Genomic DNA, 15,948 nt, shown 5'->3' on the forward strand with positions numbered 1-15,948 from the left:
GTGGACCTTGATTTCCCCGGGGGGCGATCACCGAACGGTCCGCACCGACCGGGACGGCTGCCGCCGGACCCCTGCCGGCCGCACCACAGGCTGCCCCCTCCCCTCGGCCAGAGGACGCCACGGCACGACAGGGCACTACGACGCCTCGTGCAGGCCCCTGACGTACCAGACCGACTTCGTGCCACTGCCGCCGGGCAGCGGCTTGCGGGCGGTGAACCCCGCCCGCCGTGCGACAGCGGCGGACGCGAGGTTCTCCGGATCGACCTGGATGACCGCTTCCCTGCCGCCCTCCCCGGCCGCGTACCGGCACGCCAGAAGGACCGCCCGGGTAGCCAGGCCGCTCCCCCGCCAGGACGGGTAGAGGCCGTAGGCGACGTTCACCTGGCCGGCAGCCAAGCCCTCGGCCGCGAAGCGCAGGTCGATCGTCCCCGCGAGCGTCTCTGCCTCGCCCACCCGGATGCCGAAAGCGCGCAGCGGCCCGGCCACCTCCCACTGTTCCCGGCAGTGGCGGACGTAGGCGTCGACGCCTGCGCGCGTTCCGGGGCCGCCGTTGAGCCAGCGGACCAGCAGGTGGTCCTCGCCCGCGAGATGCGCCTCCACGTCGTCCGGGTGCAGGGGCGACAGCGTGACGACCCCGTCGGACAGCTTCACTTCATGCATGCTGAGGGACTCGTCCTTCCCGGGTCGCCACACATACCGGACGTCCGGCTCGCGTTCCTCGTTACGGTGACCGTCGGTGCGCTCGACAGCTACGAAGCCGTGGCTCTCGTAGAAGCGGCGTGCCGGCTCGTTGACCTGGAACGTCCATAGCGCCAGCCCAGCCGGCCGATGCTGCTTCGCCAGGTCCACGAGTCGGCTGCCGATGCCCTGGCCGTGCCAGGCCGGATCGAGATAGAGCTGGTCCAGGTGTTCGCCGTCCAACACCATCATCCCGACCGCCGAGCCCCCGACCGTCGCCACCCAGGTCTCCTGGCCAGGCACGACCACCTTCCGGAACCAGGACCGGACCTGGTCGTCCGTGTGCGCCCGGCGCACGTTCGGAAGCGCCGCCGCGAAGGAACGCAGCCATACGTCGGCCACCGCGGCGGCGTCGGTGTCGACCGCACGGCGGACGACGAAGTTCTCGATCTCCACAGCGACGCATGCTCGCAGACACACGACGTGGCCGCATGCGAGTTCCGGGCCGTGCCGTCGTGGCTGACATCCTGGGGGCATGAGAGCTGAGGACCAGCCCCCGCGTCCCCTTCTGGTGGTCGACGGGGCGAATGTCGTGGGATCGGTGCCGGACGGTTGGTGGCGGGATCGGCGCGGGGCGGCGGAGCGGCTGCGGGATCGGCTTGCCGTGACCGGAGGGCCGGTGGTGGGTCCGGTTGCGGGGCCGTACGAGATCGTCCTGGTCGTCGAGGGGCGTGCTCGTGGTGTGGGTTCTGTGCCCGGTGTGCGGGTCGAGGAGGCTCCCGGCAGCGGTGACGACACGATCGTCGAACTGGCGCGGGGCGCGTACGGTCGTCCCTGTCTGGTCGTCACGGCTGATCGCGAGCTGCGCGAGCGGGTGGAGGAGGCGGGTGCGCACTGTCTCGGCCCTCGTAGTCTCCCTCCGGCACCCGCCTAGGTATCGGTCGTCGGGCCACTGTTGTCCGCCGCCCCCGGAGGCGGGGGTCGGAGGCCGTCTGTGGGTGCGTCCGTGGGGCAGCGGCGACGGAGGGGATCGCATAGCCTGTTGATCTTTCGCCGGTCGAGCCAGGGGGTGGGATCGCATGGCGGTACGGACAGGCGGTGCGGGCAGTGTTCGCGCTAGGAGGTTGCCCGGCTGGGCGGTGAGTCTCGGGCAGTGGCTCGCGGGTGTCCTCGTGCTCGCCGTCGTCGTCGGTGGCATCGCCGCTTTCGTCATGCCGGGGTACATCCCCACCAACGGCATGTCCACCGTCTGGCACGCCCCCGGCGAGAGCGAGGCCCCGGAAGGCGGGGCGGCCACCTGGCTCGTGGGCGACAGTGTGGTCCGCAGCCGCTTCGACGGTGTGACCGCCTTCGACGTCAGGTCGGGGAAGAAGCGGTGGGAGTACCTCGTGCCCGCGCGGGCGGAGACGTGCGGGGCGAGCGCCGACACCGCCGCGGGGGTCGCGCTGATCGCCTACCGTCAGGCACGGCCGACGAAGGACGAGAGCTGTGCCGCTGTCGCGGCGGTCGACCTCACGGACGGTCGGGAACTGTGGCGCGCCACCGGTGTCTCGGGAGAGCTTCAGAGCAAGGTCGTCACCAGCGGAGGCGGGCTCGGTGTCCTCGTCGTCGGCGGTCGTCTGCGTGGCGTCGACCTGAAGTCCGGCGCCCCGCGCTGGACGACCCCGCTGGGCAAGGGCTGCGCGCCGCACGGCCTGGGCGTCGCCCCGAAGCAGGTGGTCGCCGCGCTGATGTGTGGAACCGAAGCCACGCTCGCCTCGTTCGACCCGGCGAGCGGCACCACGCGGTGGACCGTGCCCGTCGACGCTCGCCGCGGTGTGGACGCGGACGGGCTCCTGAGTGTGTTGTCCGCGGATCCGCCGACCGTGCGGGTCGACGGGCCGAACGGGACGGGCCTGAGCGCCGTCCTCGCCTTCGGACCGGACGGGCGTGACCAGGGCCGGGTCGACGGCGCCGGCGACTTCGGCGGGATCTCCACGACGCTCGTGAAGGACGGACGGCTGTACGCGATCGCAGCGACGAAGGGCGTCGTGCCGGCCTTCTCGGGGGTCGTCGCCTTCGACCTGGCGAACGGCGCCCAGTTGTGGCGGAAGGGCGGCGGGGCCTCCGCGCTGGACGTGTCGGACGGCCGCGTGACGATCGTGCGGCCCAGCTACAAGCACGGTGACCTGATGTTCGTCGTCGACGCGGCCACGGGCGACGAGGAGGACGAGCGGGACTTCCAGGACGGTGTGCCCTCCGCCGGGGACGTGCTCACGTTCCAGGACCTGGTGGTCGTGGTCCACGGCGGCAAGGAGCGCCCCTTCACGGTGTACGACCGCTGGTGACGGGATGGCCACGGAGGGGGCAGGTGGGCGGTGCTCCCCCGGGTCAGCCGGGCCGTACGCCCTGGGGCGAGGTGGTGTGCCTCGGAGAGCGGGCCGCCGGTAAGTTGGTGATCTTCGGGGGCGTGAGCCGCCGGAGTCCCGAAGGCGAATGTCCATGATGAACACCGAACTGTCCCTTGCCCGATGCCGGTTGGAAGCGGCGCTGGACGGTTTGGCCGTCACGTTCCGTGGGATGACGGCTGATCCTGACGAGACCAACTGCGTGTGTCATTGGGGGAGCGCGGAGGAGCTCGCGCAGCTGAAGGTGGCGGACGCAGAGCTGGGGCCTGATCTGTTGCGGCGGACGTGGCAGGCGGTCGACTGGAGTGATCACGGGGCGGTGCTGCGCCGGATCCTGCCTCAGTTCGCGTCGGCACTCGTCGGGGGGCTGGTCGAGCCCGTCGTCGGGATGGAGGAGGTCGGGCTGGCGTTCGCTCGGGGGAGCTGGCGGGGGTGGCCGGCCGAGCAGGCGGGAGCGGTGGAGGAGTTCTTGGGGGCCTGGTGGGCGTACGTGCTCGTCGATCCTCATCCTGCTGTGCGTGCGTATGACGTGTTCGTGCTGTGTGTCGAGGCGACGGGCATGGTGGGGCCGTGGCTCGGTGCCTGGGAGGCGGTGCGCGGACGGGCGGCCGATGGGCACCTGGCGGAGGCGGTGGCGCACTGGGAGTACGAACTGCTCGGCGACCGGCTTCCCTGGCGTCCTTGGGACGCGGAGGAGGAGGGGGTGCGCGGCGAGTTGACGGCGTGGCTCGGGCGTCACGCGTCCGCGCGGTTGCGCGCGTACGGGGCGTCCGAGGATCTGCTGCACCGGATACGGCTGCTCGGCCTCACCGGACCGGACCGGTGGGACGATCCGTACTGGCCTGGTCATCGGTACTGATCGGTCGGGCGGCGGCTCGGTGATGCGCCCCGGTTCGTCGGGGCGGTCGTCGGGTTGTCGTCGGCGGCCTCGGGATCACGTGGCCGCGGGGCGGGCAGGGGCGGGACCGCCGGACGTTCCGGGGTTCGTCACGGTCCCGCCGGCCGCACGGGTGGTGGGCGGCGGGACCGTGACGGAGGGGGTCAGCCGGCGGCGCGGAAGGCGTCGGTCAGCTTGGAGACGGCGGCCGTGGGGTCACCGCTGAGGAGGAGGTGGTCCGCTTCGGCGAAGGGCTTCGCCGTGTTCTGTGTGATGTTCGGGCCGATGCGGTCCTGGACGATGAGCCGGGCCCGGCCGACGAGTCGCCGGGATGCGGCGGAGTCGCCGAGTCCGGCTTGTTGGAGGGCGCGGGCGGCGAGGCCGATCGCGCGCAGGGCGGGCTCGCCGCCCTGGGGGGTGGTGCGGAGTGTGGTGAGGCCCCAGCCGTACGGGAACTGGGGGTCGTAGCGGGTGTCGCCCACGTTCAGGGGGAGCTGGTCCTGGGACTTGGGCCAGGTCACCGGGAGTTGGCCGGTGAAGGGGCGGCGTCCGTAGAGGACGTCGGCGACGCCGTCGCCTTCCGTGCCGGGGAGCCATGAGGCCACGAGGGCGTCGATGGCGGGCAGTCGGTCGCCGATGAGCTGGGGGCGGCCGGAGACGACGAGAACGGCGCAGGGCATGGCGGCGCAGACGCGGTCGACGGCGGTCTTGTCGGCGGCGGTCAGTTCCAGGTCGTGGCCGTTGCCGACGTCGCCGATGCCTTCGGCGTACGGCTTCTCGCCGACCACGACGACGCCGACGTCGTGTCCGGTGGTGGGTGTGGAGGCGTCCTGGGAGTAGGTGAGCGTGGTGCCGGGGTCGGCGGACTTCCGCATGGCTTCCAGGATGGTGGTGCCGGTGGTCGTGCGGCCCGAGGCTCCCTGCCAGGTGACGGTCCAGCCGCCGGCCTGGTTGCCGAGGTCGTCCGCGTTGGAGCCGGCCACGTACACGTTCTGGGTGGGCTTGAGGGGCAGTACGGCGCCGTCGTTCTTGAGCAGCACCTGGGAGGCGGCGGCGGCTTCGCGGGCGACGGCGCGGTGTTCCGGTGAGCCGACGGAGGCGAGGTGGGTGGGGTCCGCGTAGGGCTCCTCGAAGAGGCCCAGGCGGAACTTCTGGGTGAGGATGCGGGCGACGGCGTCGTCGACGCGGGCGGTCGGGACGCGGCCGGCCTCCGCTTCGGCGACGAGCGTGCGGGTGAAGCCCTGGTAGTCGGTGGGCACCATGATCATGTCGAGGCCGGCGTTGACGGAGGTCCGTACGTCGCTCGGGTAGTCGCCGGGGATCTGGTCGATGGCCTGCCAGTCGCTGATGACGAAGCCTTCGAAGCCCATGCGGTCCTTGAGCACACCGTTGATCATCTCGGCGTTCGCGTGCATCTTCACGGGGCCCTGGTCGTCGCCGAGGACGTCGAGCGAGGAGTACGAGGGCATGACCGTTCCGACGCCCTGCTCGACGGCTTCGGTGAAGGGTGCGAGGTGGACGGCTTCCAGTTCGTCGCGGGTGACGCGGGTGACGCCCTGGTCGATGGTGTACGAGCCGGTCGTGGAGGAGCCGAAGGCGGTGCCGCCGTCGCCGACGAAGTGCTTGGCGGTGGTGAGGACCTTGTCGTTCCGGTCGAGGTCCCGGCCGTCGCGGGCGCCCTGCATTCCGGTGATCACGGTCTCCATGGCGGTGACGAGTGCGGGGTCCTCGCCGAAGGACTCGTACGAGCGGCCCCAGCGTTCGTCCCGGGTCACGCACAGGCAGGGCGCGAAGTCCCAGGGGACGCCGGTGGCGCGGACCTCCTTGGCGGTGACGGCGCCGGTCCGGGCGGCGAGGCCGGGGTCGCGTCCGGCGCCGATCCCGATGTTGTGGGGCATGATCGTCGAACCGATGACGTTGTTGTGTCCGTGCACGGCGTCCACGCCGTAGATCAGGGGGATCTGCAGCCGGGTGGCCCGGGCGCGCAGCTGGTAGGCGTCGACCATGCGGGCCCACGCCTCCGGGGTGTTGGGGGTGGGGACCGAGCCGCCGCCGGAGAGCAGGGAGCCCAGGGCGTAGCCCGCGATGTCCCCGGGTGAGCGCAGGGCGTTGCGCTCGGCCTGGGTCATCTGGCCGGCCTTCTCGCGGAGCGTCATGCGGGAGAGGAGGTCGGCGACCCGCTTCTTCACGGGCAGGCGCGGGTCGAGGTAGGGCAGTCCGTGCGCGTTGACGACGACGGCCGGTGTCTCGGAGGGTGCCTTCGCGCCGTCGACGGTCAGTTTCACCGGGATCGTCTCGGCCTCCTCGCCCGTCCGGTCCTTCAGGGTCGGCACGGTGATCGAGCGGGTCGTTCCGGACGGCGTGCCGGCCGGGAACTCCAGGCTCCCGGACACCGGGGAGTAGTCCTTCCCGGGCTCGGCGGGGCCGTTGTCGTCCGTCGTGTACGTGACGGTGACGGGCTCGCCGGTCGGTGCGGAACCGGTGGTCGTCACCGAGACGTCGATGCGGGCGGTGCCGCCCTCGTCGACGGGGTGGACCACAGCGCCGGTGACGACCCGGGTGTTCAGTGCGGGTTCCGCCTTGCCGTACAGCTCGACGCCGTCGAGGGCGAAGCGTCCGGGTGCGCCGGTCGGCAGCGTGAGCGCGTACCCCCACATGCGGTCGAGGCCGAGGACCTGGTCGATCCCGCCGACCGGCTGGTAGTCGGCGCGGTAGTGGAATTCGGAGAAGGGGATCTCGACGAGGTGCCAGCCCTCCCAGTCGTCGGTGAAGGAGGTCGTCCAGAGTTCGGAGGCCTCGCCGTTCGCTCCGCCGTCCTTGAGCTCGAAGTTGACGCGCTTGCCGGAGCCGGGTGGCAGCGGGGCGGTGTTCTGGCCGTACCACCAGAAGCGGATGCCCTTGTGGGCGGTCCAGTCCTGGGCGGGCCGGTCGAAGGCGAAGTCGTGGGTGAATCCGCCCCAGCCGCTGATGTCGTAGCGGCCTTCGAGGACCTTCGTGCCCTCGGGGGCGTCGGCGCGCTCGGCGAGGCTGAGCGCGGGGTGGTCGTCGGTGTCGCTGCCCCAGGTGAAGAGGCCTTCGGCGGGCGGCCCGGCGAAGGGGACCTCTCCCTCGAAGCGGTCGACGGGCCGGGGCGCCGGGTCTCCTTCGGCCCCGGGGGCGGCGGCGCTGGGCACCGCTCCGGCGATCAGTCCGGCGAGGACTGCGGTGGCGGCGAGCACGGCGGCGCTCGCCCTTCTTCGGTGGCGCGGGTGCGGCATGCGGGCTCCTCGGAGGAGGGTACGGGCGGGTGGTCGGTTCAGGACGGCTGGTGGGTCCACTTCTGGTTGGCGCCGCCCGTGCAGGTCCAGATCTGGGTGCGGGTGCCGTCGGCCGAGGAGTTGCCGGTGACGTCCAGGCACTTGTTCGCGGCCGTGTTCACCACGTCGTGCGTTCCCGGGGCGTACGACCAACGTTGCGCGCCCGTCCCGTTGCAGGTGTAGAGCTGGACCTTCGTGCCGTCGGCGGTTCCGGCCGCGGTGACGTCGAGGCACTTGCCGAGGGCCCGGACGGTGCCGTCGGCGGCGAGCGTCCAGCGCTGCGCCGCGGTCCCGTTGCAGGTGTGGAGCTGGACCGGGGTGCCGTCGGCGGTGGCCGCGCCGGCCACGTCGAGGCACTTGCCGGCCAGCCCGGTCAGCGGGCCGGTGGGGGCGGTGCCGCTCGTCGTGCCCGACCAGGTGAAGGTGGCGGTGGTACGGGCGGGCAGCGTGTACGTGAAGGACTGGCCGCCCCAGTCGACGCGGACGGACTGGGCCGACGCGCCGCCGTTGTGGGCGATGAGGGCCTTGGAGCCGTCGGGGTTGCGCCAGGCGACGTTCGGGAGGCCGGCGTCGTCGGTCGAGGCGATGCGGTACGCGCCGGGCCGGACGAACTTCGTGAGGTGCCCGGTCGTGTAGTACTCGATCGTGTAGTCGACCTGACCGGCGCGCGCGCCGCCCTCCTGGACGGTGATCAGACCCGTACAGGTGCCGCAGCCGCCGTTGTGCGGGCCCATGTCCTGGTTGAGGGCCAGGCTCCACTTCACCAGGCTGCTGCTCCAGTTGCGGGCGTACCCGACGATGTCCTTCAGGTCCTCGTCGTGCTGGTTGCCGATCCACGTGCCGCCGGAGTGCTCGGTGCTGAACTGCCGGACCGACGGGTACTGGGTGTGGACCTGGCTGCCGACGGCCGGGTCACCGAAGTAGCCGTGCCAGGCGATCCCGCCGAAGAGGGGGTCGTTCCGCACACCGGCGTCGTCGAGGACGGCCGCGCCGAAGTTCGCGTAGTCGCCGTAGTTCCAGTCGTGCACGAGGACCTTGGTGGTGATGCCGGCCGCCCGGAACGCGGGGTACACGTGGTTCTTGGTGAACTCGACCAGGCCGGAGGGGTTCCAGCTCATCCCCGGGTAGTTCATGGCGGTGGGGTTGCTCGCCTGGCAGCAGTTCGGCTCGTTCTGGACGGACAGGTAGTCGACCTTCACCCCGGCCGCCTGGTAGCTCTGGACGTACTTGACCAGATACTGGGCGTAGAGCGGGTAGTACTCCCACTTCAGCCAGCCCATCTGGTCCATCCGGCCGTTGTCCTTCATCCATCCGGGCGCGCTCCACGGCACCCCCTTCACCCGCAGTGCCGGGTTGAGCTGCTTGGCCTGGGCCGTGAGCAGCCGTACGTTCGCGTCGTAGCCGTTCGTTCCGAAGTCGGAGAGGTCGCAACACGTGTCGTCGAGGGATACGTTCCCGGGCCTGGACAGGTCGGAGGCGCCGATCGGGTTGCGGACGAACGACAGTCCGATGCCCTCCGTGGGCGAGAACAGCTTGCGCATGACCTCGTCGCGGGTGGCGGCGCTGACCGCCCCACCCCGCAGGAGGTGAGCGGTCGTGTCCGTGATGGACGCCCCACCTCCTTCGAACTGCTGGTAGGTGGTGCCCTCGTCGACCGTGACGGTGTGGCTCGCGTTGCCCCCGGCGGCCCCGAAGGCGGTCGCCGGCTGCGGGGCGAGGCCCCTGGTCACGGTCCGCCCTCCGGCATCGGACGTGGTCGTCAGCCAGACGTCGACCCGCTCCCCCGCGGCCTGCGCGACGCCAGGACCGGTCATCACCAGCCCGCTCGCCATCAGAACGCCGCTCACGAGCGCGGCGAGGCGTCGCTGTCGCGACCGACCCCGACGCGCGGCCGACCAAGATTTGTAGTGCACCTGACAGACCCTTCATCAGAGGACGCCGCCACACCGACACTTCGGACCGCCGAACCCGGACCGCCGTACGCACCGCAGGACGGCAAGGCTTACATCAAGGTGTGAAGTTATGGAGGCGGAAGACGCCCGTCAACCCCTCTCGCGCTTCAACTCCTGAACACGGTCTACGGATTCGGGACCTCGGGCCGTTCACCGGCGGGCCCTCGGGAGCGCCCTCAAGAAGACTTGGGGCAGCACCGCCCCGAAGGCGCGCAGGGGCGCCGTCCGGAAAGTCGGGGAGCGCGCTTCAGGAAAGCGGGAGGATCGCCGCCCGTCCGCACCACGGCGTGCGCGCCCAACCCGTCCCGCGGTGAGCGACAACCTCCCGGCGCGGCACCCGAAGCCGCCCTGACGATCTTTTCTTCACACCACGCCCACTGTCACCATGTGCCGCATGACGCACATCACCAAAGGCGCCAACGCCCCTGTCCCCACCGCCCCCCTACGCATCGCCGTAGGCCGGCACCTGGCCCCAGGGGCTCCCGTCGTGGACGCCTCCGCCATGCTCCTCGACGCCACCGGCCAGGTCCGCGGCGACGCCGACATCGTCTTCCACGGCCAGCCCGCCCACCCGTCCGGCGCCGTGCGCCACGTCGGCACAGGTGAAGGCGCCGGGCAACTCGCCGAGTGGCTTGAACTGGACCTCCTCCGCCTCGAACCCTCCGTCCAACGCGTCCTGATCGCCGGGTCCTGCGACGACGGCGCCTTCGGCCAGGTCCCCGGCCTGTACGTGCAGGTCACCTCCGTCGACGGCACCATCGTCACGCACTACGACATCACCGACGCCTCCAGCGAAACGGCCTTCGTCCTCGGGGAGTTCTACCGCCGCGACGCCGCATGGAAGTTCCGAGCCGTGGGCCAGGGCTACGAGTCGGGGCTGGCGGGGCTGGCGACGGACTTCGGGGTTGTGGTGGCGGAGGGCGGGGAAGCCACGGCTCCGGTGGCTCCGGTGAGTCTGCCGGCGTCGGGGCCTCAGGCGCTGACGGGTGTGGCCAAGACGGGCCAGGTGCCTGGGGACGCGACCGCACCTCCGGCGCGAGGGCCCGCCGTGGCGGCGGCTCCTCCGGCTGGGCCCGGCGTGGCCGTGGGCGTACCCGGCCCCTTGGGCGTGCCCCTGCCCGGAGGCGTATCCGTGCCAGTGGCTGCTTCGCCGCTCGCCGGCGCACCGGGCGTCGTCACCCCCGCGGCGTCCCTCTCCTGGGGAGCCGGGCTCTTCGCCTTCGAACCGCTCACCTACAGCGGCAAGGGTGCGAAGACGATCACCGTGGACCTGCCGTTCCCCCAGGACTCGGCACCGGTGATCCTGGAAGCACGCGTCGACCAGTACCACTTCCTCCACGTGGCCATCCCCGGGCGCTCCGAGGACGTCTTCTGCACCGACCTGCCCGAGTTCTACGGCCGCGCGCTCCTCGTACCGCCGCGCAAGGGCGGCCCGCTGAAGCTGAGGGTGCGCCAGTCCGGGAAGTGGGAACTCACCGTCCTGCCCCTGACGGCGGCCCGTCCGATCGGCCCGGGCACGATCGAGGGCAGCGGCCGCGAGATCTTCATCCACACGGGCGCCGCGGCCGACCTGAAGGTCCGGGCGACGGACCGTCACAGCGGCTGGTTCCAGCTCAACCAGTACCGCGGCGAAACCCCCGACGAACTCCGACGCCCCGACGAACAGCTCGTCCACGCCTGGAACGGCCGTCGCGTCAAGGAGAAGGTCCGCATCCCGGACGGCCCCGTCCTCCTCGTCATCGACAAGGGCCGACACCACTGGGAGTTCACCCTGGACCCGCTCCCCCTTCGCTGACCGCCGCGGGGCGGGGCAGGACGGGCTGACAGGCAGGCAACGATCCGACGGGCGGCGGATTCGCGGTCCGCCACGAGGTGACCGTCCCCATCCCGCCGGTCACCGGGCGGCTGAGAGCGGACCTTCGAGCGACGCCCGCGCTACTCCAGCCACTCCCCCTCGCGCATCACGACCCTGCCCCGCAGTTCCGGTGTTCCGCGCCAGGCGCGTACTGTGCGCGGCACCACGCGCAGGTAGACGAAGGGGGCCTCTTCCTCGCGCGGGTCCCAGCCGAACTTGCCTGCGAACGCGTCTGCGGCGTCCGGGGGGACTTCTGGTGCGGGATAGCAGTTCGCCTCGCCTTGCAGCAGCACGACGTCGAAGGTGTCCGGCAGTGCCAGGCGTACGCGTGGTTCGCTGAGTGCGTTGCGCGCGGTCGCGGAGTTCGCGTCGGTACACGTCCACGCTGCCTGTCCGTCCCAGAGGAACCACAGGGGCACCTGATGCGGGCCGTGGTCGGGGTGGGCCGTCGACACCCAGATGTCGCGCTCTGACGCGAGACGGGCCAGGGTGTCCCTCCGGCGCTCGGCCGTGTTGCGGCGAATGATCTTCGTAGCGTGCATGGTGGCCGACCTTAGCCAGGGGGTTCACGGTGCGCATGGGGCACAGGTCCTAGGCCTGGAGGCGGACCGTTGCTCAGACGCCCGCCGGCCGCTTCCTGATGGATGCCCGGTGCCCGGGTGGTCCTCAGCGGCGGTGTGAGCGGTTGGAAGGCCCCGCTGTAGTCGGCCGTCGTCGTGGAGTCGGCGGCATCCCGGGCTCAGCCGCGCACGTGCAGGCCGAAGCCCGCGCGGCCCGTGGGCTCGAGTCCTTCCTTCAGGTGGAGGGAGGGGATCTCGTAGTCGCCGAAGTTCTGGCGCCGGAAGGCGATCGGTTCGGTCGACTCCAGGGTGAGCAGGCGCTGTTCCCAGGCCTTGGCGGCGTCCGCGTGTTCCTCGCCGGTCATGCGGTCGGTGGCGTACAGGACGAACGGGGGCAGTACGTCCAGGCCGGGGTAGTAGAGGATGCCGTGCTGGATCGGGAACAGCAGGTCGTCGATGGGGCCGTTGATCCCGCGGACGGCGTAGTGCGACTCGGGACCGCCGGTGGTGACCGAAAGCAGCGCCCTCCGGCCTGCGAGGGTGCCTTCGCCGAAGCGCTCGCCGTACTTGGTGTCGCTGTGCTCGCCGACGCCGTATGCGAAGCGGTAGGTGAACACCCGGTCCACCCAGCCCTTGAGGATGGCGGGCATCGTGTACCACCACAGCGGGAACTGGAAGACGACGGTGTCGGCCCACAGCAGCTTCTCCTGCTCGGCGCGGACGTCCGGGGTGAGCGTGCCGGCGTCGAAGGCCCGGCCCGAGTCGAGGGCGACCTTCAGCGGGCTCGAAGCGTCGGGGCCGTAGTCGGCGGCGTCCACCACCGCCTTCCAGTTCATCGCGTACAGATCGCTGACCCGCACCTCGTGCCCGGCGCCCTCAAGCGTCGACACCGCGAGGTCCTTCAGAGATCCGTTGAGCGAATCGGGCTCGGGGTGGGCGTAGACGATCAGCGTCTTCATGGGGACTCCTGGGGATCGGGTGCTGCCGATGGCGCATCGGACGCCTTCGATCCTGCGTGCCGCGCCCCGCGTTGTTCAGGGGCGCCGCTTCCGTAGGACGGGACTTCCTGGTACTGACAGGGCCAGGTTCACGGGCGCCGCCGAGGTGATACTGGGGGCATGGACGATCTTGCTGGCTTCCTGCGAACCCGGCGTTCCCGTGTCGACCCCGCGGTCGCCGGCATCCCCACCGGCAGCCGCCGAAGGGTCGCGGGGCTGCGCCGCGAAGAGGTCGCGCATCTGTCCGGAGTCAGCGTCGACTACTACGTACGCCTGGAACAGGGCCGCGCGACCCAGCCCTCCGAGCAGGTCCTCGACGCGCTCGCCCGCGTCCTCGGCCTCGACGACACGGAACGCGGCCACCTCTACCGCCTCGCCCGGCAGCACCGCCGCCTCGCGAAGGCCCCGGCCGGGCGCGTCCGGCCCGAGCTGAGACGCGTCCTCGACCTGGTCACCGACGCACCCGCGCTGATCATGGACCACCGCCTCGGCGTGCTCGCCGGCAACCACCTCGCCGCGCTCCTGTACGGCCGGCCCCTCTCCGGCCTCAACACCGCCCGGCACATCTTCCTCGAGGAAGCGGAGCGCGGCCTCTACGCGGACTGGGAGAAGTGCGCCCTCGACGTCGTCGGCCACCTCCGCCTCGCCGCCGGCAAATACCCCGACGACCCCCGCCTCGCCTCCCTCATCGGCGAACTCGCCATGGGCGACGTGAACACCGCCTCCGCCGAGGCCGTGTTCACGCTCGCTCATCCCGGGAGGTCACCTCGCGGGCGCTCCGGACGTCAGCGCCACCACTGTCGGCTGTCCCAGTAGTTCAGCGGGTCGACACCGATCTGAAGACCACGGTCGTAGTCCGTGATGCACCACCCCGTCGCCGCGTGCTTGAGACGCCAGACACCATGGTCACCGTCCCACTCCTCGGACCAGCGCTGCCAGACGCTGCCGGAGCAGTGCTCCGTGTACACGTCGTGGTCGCTGTAGGCCGTCAGGCAGAAGTCCTGGTCGGACGTCGTCCTCATCAGCCACGTTCCGTCACCGAGATCCTGCTCGTGCCACGTGGTCCGGCGTTTCCGCAACCTCGCGTAAGGATCACGGACCTGTGCGTCGACGGGTAGGGGCGGTGGGGTGCCGCGGGGTGAGTAGGGTCTGGGTGCAGCGGCGGGTTCAGCAGAGGAGAGAGAAGTGTTCGTCAAGGTGTGCGGGCTCGGTACGGCCGCCGATGTCGATGTGGCGGTCGCGGCAGGCGCGGACGCCGTCGGTCTGGTGATCAGCCGGACCAGCGTGCGCGGGCTCGAACGGGATCGGGCCGCGCGGCTCGCGGCCCACGTGCCGCAGGGTGTCCTGTCCGTTCTGGTGGTGAACGACACGCCGGCCGCCGATGCCGCCCGTATCGCCGGCGAGCTCGGTTTCGGTGCCCTTCAGCTGCACGGAACGGCCTACCAGGAGGACGACTTCGCCGTCGCGGCCGGGATCTTCCCGCGGCTGTGGAGGGCCACGTCGCTGAGCGACGGGCCCGACACGCGCGTCGGCGCCTACGGCGAGGAGGTCCTCCTCCTCGACTCGCCGCAGGCGGGTTCCGGCGAACCGTGGGACCTGTCGCTTCTCGAGTCGGGCCGCCCCCAGGGCACATGGCTCCTCGCCGGCGGGCTCACGCCGGCGAACGTCGCCGAGGCCATCGGCCGGGCGTGCCCCTGGGGGGTCGACGTCTCCAGCGGCGTCGAGTCCTCCCGGGGCGTCAAGGACCATCAGCGGATTCGCGCGTTCGTCGCCGCCGCGAAGGAAGCCGCCGTGGAGCAGGCCGCCTCGTAGGGATCCTCCCTCGATGCGATGGGGGTACGGGGTCGCGGCCGCGCCGCTCCGTCCGCGTCAGGCGGTCGGGGCGGGCCAGGCGACGTCGCTTTCGACGGCGGCCGTGTAGTCGATGCCGGGGACGGAGAAGCCGTACAGGCGGCGGACCTCGTCGCTGAACCAGTCGAGGTCGGCGAGGCCGGTGATGGAGTCGCTGGTGGCGGTGGACCAGCGTTCGGCGACGGCGTTCTGGACGGTGGGGTCGAGTTCCCAGGTGTCGAGGCGGACGCGGCCCTCGTCGTCGAGGTCGAGGGGGCGGGCGCCGGTGAGCTGGTCCCACAGCTGTACCAGCTGGCCGATCGGGGCGATCATGCTGTCGCCGAGGACGCCACGCAGCAGTCCGACGTAGAGGGCGATGCCGGGGATGGCGGTGGAGGACTGGGTGACGGCCGCGGCGTTGACGGAGGTGACGGCCCGGCCGCCCAGGGTCTTGCCGAGGCGCTCGTCCAGCGTGCGCGCGGTGGCCTCCAGGTGGGACTTGGCCGCGCCGATGGTGCCCTGCCGGTAGATCGCCGCGGTGAGGGGCGAGCCGATGTACGACAGGGCCGCGGTGGTGAAGCCTTCGGCGAGGAGGGAGCGGTCGGCCAGGAAGGTGACCCAGCGTTCCCAGTCGGTGCCGCCCATCACGGCCACGGTCTGCTCGATGTCGTCCCCTTCGGCGGGTGCGGTGGTGACCTCCTTGACCTCGGGGGCGCCGTCCTGGTCGAAGACGAGGGTCTTGGTGGTGTACGGCGACCCGACCGGCTTGAGGACGGAGGCGTAGACCTCGCCGGTGTCCGGGTCGGTGCGGCGAGGCGCGGCCACGGAGTAGATCAGGTAGTCGAGCCGTCCGCCGAACCGTTCGGCGAGGAGGTCGGCGACCTCCTCCTTCATCGCGTCGCCGAAGGCGTCGCCGTTGAGGAACACCATGTCCCGCCCGTGCTGCCGGGCGAGCCGGGCGGTGGCGGCCGTCCGGTACCAGCCGGCCGTCCCGGTGCGCCGCGCGGGCGCCTTCTCGAAGCACACGCCGATGCCCCGGATGCCGATACGGGCCAGGCCCGCGATCGTGGCGGCCAGGCCGTAGCCCGCGGACGAGCCGATGACCAGCGCGACGGGCCCTTCGCCGCCGGGCGCGACCGGTGCGGGTACGGCCTGCCACATGTCGTCCACCACCTGCCGGCAGCCGCCGGGGTGGGAGTCGAGGAAGAGGAAGCCCCGGCTCTTGGGCGCAATGACGCGTTCGCTCACGGTGTGGTGTCCCAGCTGTCGTCACGTACAGGATGCGGCGGCCTCTTGGGCCACCTCGTCTTGCAAGTCTGCTGTCGCACGGACGAGCTCGGTGATCTTGACCGGCACAACGATGACCTGCCGGGCTTGGAGGGTTCCCACTAGGGCCTGTCCGGCCCTGATCCGCCGGACAGGCCCTAGGTGTATTGACCCGCGGCGTTGTTGACACGGCTGATCGGCGGGTGTCCGTCGAGTGCGGTGTGGCAGCGGTGGTGGTTGTAGGTGTGG

Annotated in this window: 13 protein-coding genes and 1 pseudogene; 6 read left to right on the forward strand and 8 right to left on the reverse strand. The window is 71.4% G+C overall.

Annotated features, from left to right (window positions below; translation table 11 throughout):
- Positions 1 to 135: 135 nt before the first annotated feature.
- Entirely contained in the window at positions 136 to 660 is a 525-nt protein-coding gene (locus OO54_RS46840) for a GNAT family N-acetyltransferase (protein WP_033208681.1), read from the reverse strand.
- 21 nt (positions 661 to 681) lie between these two features.
- A pseudogene (locus OO54_RS46845) lies at positions 682 to 1,134 on the reverse strand (N-acetyltransferase family protein); the annotation flags it as partial.
- A 79-nt stretch (positions 1,135 to 1,213) separates the two neighbouring features.
- Here OO54_RS46845 and OO54_RS44060 point away from each other — a divergent pair.
- The 3 genes from OO54_RS44060 to OO54_RS30125 all read left to right on the forward strand — a co-directional run bounded on the left by OO54_RS44060 (position 1,214) and on the right by OO54_RS30125 (position 3,924).
- Complete coding sequence (locus OO54_RS44060; RefSeq protein ID WP_078905406.1) at positions 1,214 to 1,612, forward strand: PIN domain-containing protein; 399 nt, start codon at positions 1,214 to 1,216, stop codon at positions 1,610 to 1,612.
- 205 nt (positions 1,613 to 1,817) lie between these two features.
- Complete coding sequence (locus OO54_RS30120) at positions 1,818 to 3,005, forward strand: outer membrane protein assembly factor BamB family protein (RefSeq protein WP_033208644.1); 1,188 nt, start codon at positions 1,818 to 1,820, stop codon at positions 3,003 to 3,005.
- A 154-nt stretch (positions 3,006 to 3,159) separates the two neighbouring features.
- Entirely contained in the window at positions 3,160 to 3,924 is a 765-nt protein-coding gene (locus tag OO54_RS30125; protein WP_033208684.1) for a hypothetical protein, read from the forward strand.
- A gap of 182 nt (positions 3,925 to 4,106) precedes the next feature.
- Here OO54_RS30125 and OO54_RS30130 read toward each other — a convergent pair whose 3' ends face one another.
- The gene (locus tag OO54_RS30130) at positions 4,107 to 7,199 is read right to left on the reverse strand and encodes a glycoside hydrolase family 3 protein (RefSeq protein WP_033208645.1); all 3,093 of its coding nucleotides are present in this window, start codon (positions 7,197 to 7,199) and stop codon (positions 4,107 to 4,109) included.
- Positions 7,200 to 7,237: 38 nt separating this feature from the next.
- Entirely contained in the window at positions 7,238 to 9,070 is a 1,833-nt protein-coding gene (locus tag OO54_RS30135) for a ricin-type beta-trefoil lectin domain protein (RefSeq protein WP_234439493.1), read from the reverse strand.
- 514 nt (positions 9,071 to 9,584) lie between these two features.
- Here OO54_RS30135 and OO54_RS30140 point away from each other — a divergent pair.
- A complete protein-coding gene (locus OO54_RS30140; protein WP_234439492.1) occupies positions 9,585 to 10,985 on the forward strand; it encodes a TerD family protein in 1,401 nt (466 codons plus the stop codon).
- A gap of 140 nt (positions 10,986 to 11,125) precedes the next feature.
- On the opposite strand, the gene OO54_RS30145 is transcribed toward OO54_RS30140, so the two are convergent.
- Positions 11,126 to 11,587 (reverse strand): pyridoxamine 5'-phosphate oxidase family protein, encoded by a 462-nt coding sequence (locus tag OO54_RS30145; protein ID WP_033208647.1) that lies wholly within the window; start codon positions 11,585 to 11,587, stop codon positions 11,126 to 11,128.
- A gap of 197 nt (positions 11,588 to 11,784) precedes the next feature.
- On the reverse strand, positions 11,785 to 12,564 hold the full coding sequence (locus tag OO54_RS30150; RefSeq protein ID WP_033208648.1) for an NAD(P)H-dependent oxidoreductase: 780 nt from the start codon (positions 12,562 to 12,564) through the stop codon (positions 11,785 to 11,787).
- A gap of 159 nt (positions 12,565 to 12,723) precedes the next feature.
- Between OO54_RS30150 and OO54_RS30155 the strand changes: the two genes are divergently transcribed.
- Positions 12,724 to 13,419, forward strand: coding sequence for a helix-turn-helix transcriptional regulator (locus tag OO54_RS30155; RefSeq protein WP_324611695.1), 696 nt, complete (start codon positions 12,724 to 12,726; stop codon positions 13,417 to 13,419).
- On the opposite strand, the gene OO54_RS30160 is transcribed toward OO54_RS30155, so the two are convergent.
- On the reverse strand, positions 13,389 to 13,625 hold the full coding sequence (locus OO54_RS30160; RefSeq protein ID WP_033208650.1) for a hypothetical protein: 237 nt from the start codon (positions 13,623 to 13,625) through the stop codon (positions 13,389 to 13,391). The two genes, OO54_RS30155 and OO54_RS30160, sit on opposite strands and share 31 nt — an antisense overlap.
- Before the next feature lie 163 nt (positions 13,626 to 13,788).
- Between OO54_RS30160 and OO54_RS30165 the strand changes: the two genes are divergently transcribed.
- Positions 13,789 to 14,415, forward strand: coding sequence for a phosphoribosylanthranilate isomerase (locus tag OO54_RS30165; protein WP_033208652.1), 627 nt, complete (start codon positions 13,789 to 13,791; stop codon positions 14,413 to 14,415).
- 57 nt (positions 14,416 to 14,472) lie between these two features.
- Here OO54_RS30165 and fabV read toward each other — a convergent pair whose 3' ends face one another.
- On the reverse strand, positions 14,473 to 15,681 hold the full coding sequence (fabV, locus tag OO54_RS30170; protein ID WP_033208655.1) for an enoyl-[acyl-carrier-protein] reductase FabV: 1,209 nt from the start codon (positions 15,679 to 15,681) through the stop codon (positions 14,473 to 14,475).
- Positions 15,682 to 15,948 lie beyond the last annotated feature (267 nt).

The sequence above is a fragment of the Streptomyces wedmorensis genome, assembly GCF_000716445.1.
GTDB classification, from domain to species: Bacteria; Actinomycetota; Actinomycetes; order Streptomycetales; family Streptomycetaceae; genus Streptomyces; species Streptomyces wedmorensis.

Coding starts and splice junctions, on each gene's coding strand:
- OO54_RS46840 (WP_033208681.1), bottom strand. CDS start 660: ATGCATGAAGTGAAGCTGTCCGACGGGGTCGTCACGCTGTCGCCCCTG.
- OO54_RS44060 (WP_078905406.1), top strand. CDS start 1,214: ATGAGAGCTGAGGACCAGCCCCCGCGTCCCCTTCTGGTGGTCGACGGG.
- OO54_RS30125 (WP_033208684.1), top strand. CDS start 3,160: ATGATGAACACCGAACTGTCCCTTGCCCGATGCCGGTTGGAAGCGGCG.
- OO54_RS30130 (WP_033208645.1), bottom strand. CDS start 7,199: ATGCCGCACCCGCGCCACCGAAGAAGGGCGAGCGCCGCCGTGCTCGCC.
- OO54_RS30135 (WP_234439493.1), bottom strand. CDS start 9,070: ATGGCGAGCGGGCTGGTGATGACCGGTCCTGGCGTCGCGCAGGCCGCG.
- OO54_RS30140 (WP_234439492.1), top strand. CDS start 9,585: ATGACGCACATCACCAAAGGCGCCAACGCCCCTGTCCCCACCGCCCCC.
- OO54_RS30145 (WP_033208647.1), bottom strand. CDS start 11,587: ATGCACGCTACGAAGATCATTCGCCGCAACACGGCCGAGCGCCGGAGG.
- OO54_RS30150 (WP_033208648.1), bottom strand. CDS start 12,564: ATGAAGACGCTGATCGTCTACGCCCACCCCGAGCCCGATTCGCTCAAC.
- OO54_RS30155 (WP_324611695.1), top strand. CDS start 12,724: ATGGACGATCTTGCTGGCTTCCTGCGAACCCGGCGTTCCCGTGTCGAC.
- OO54_RS30160 (WP_033208650.1), bottom strand. CDS start 13,625: ATGAGGACGACGTCCGACCAGGACTTCTGCCTGACGGCCTACAGCGAC.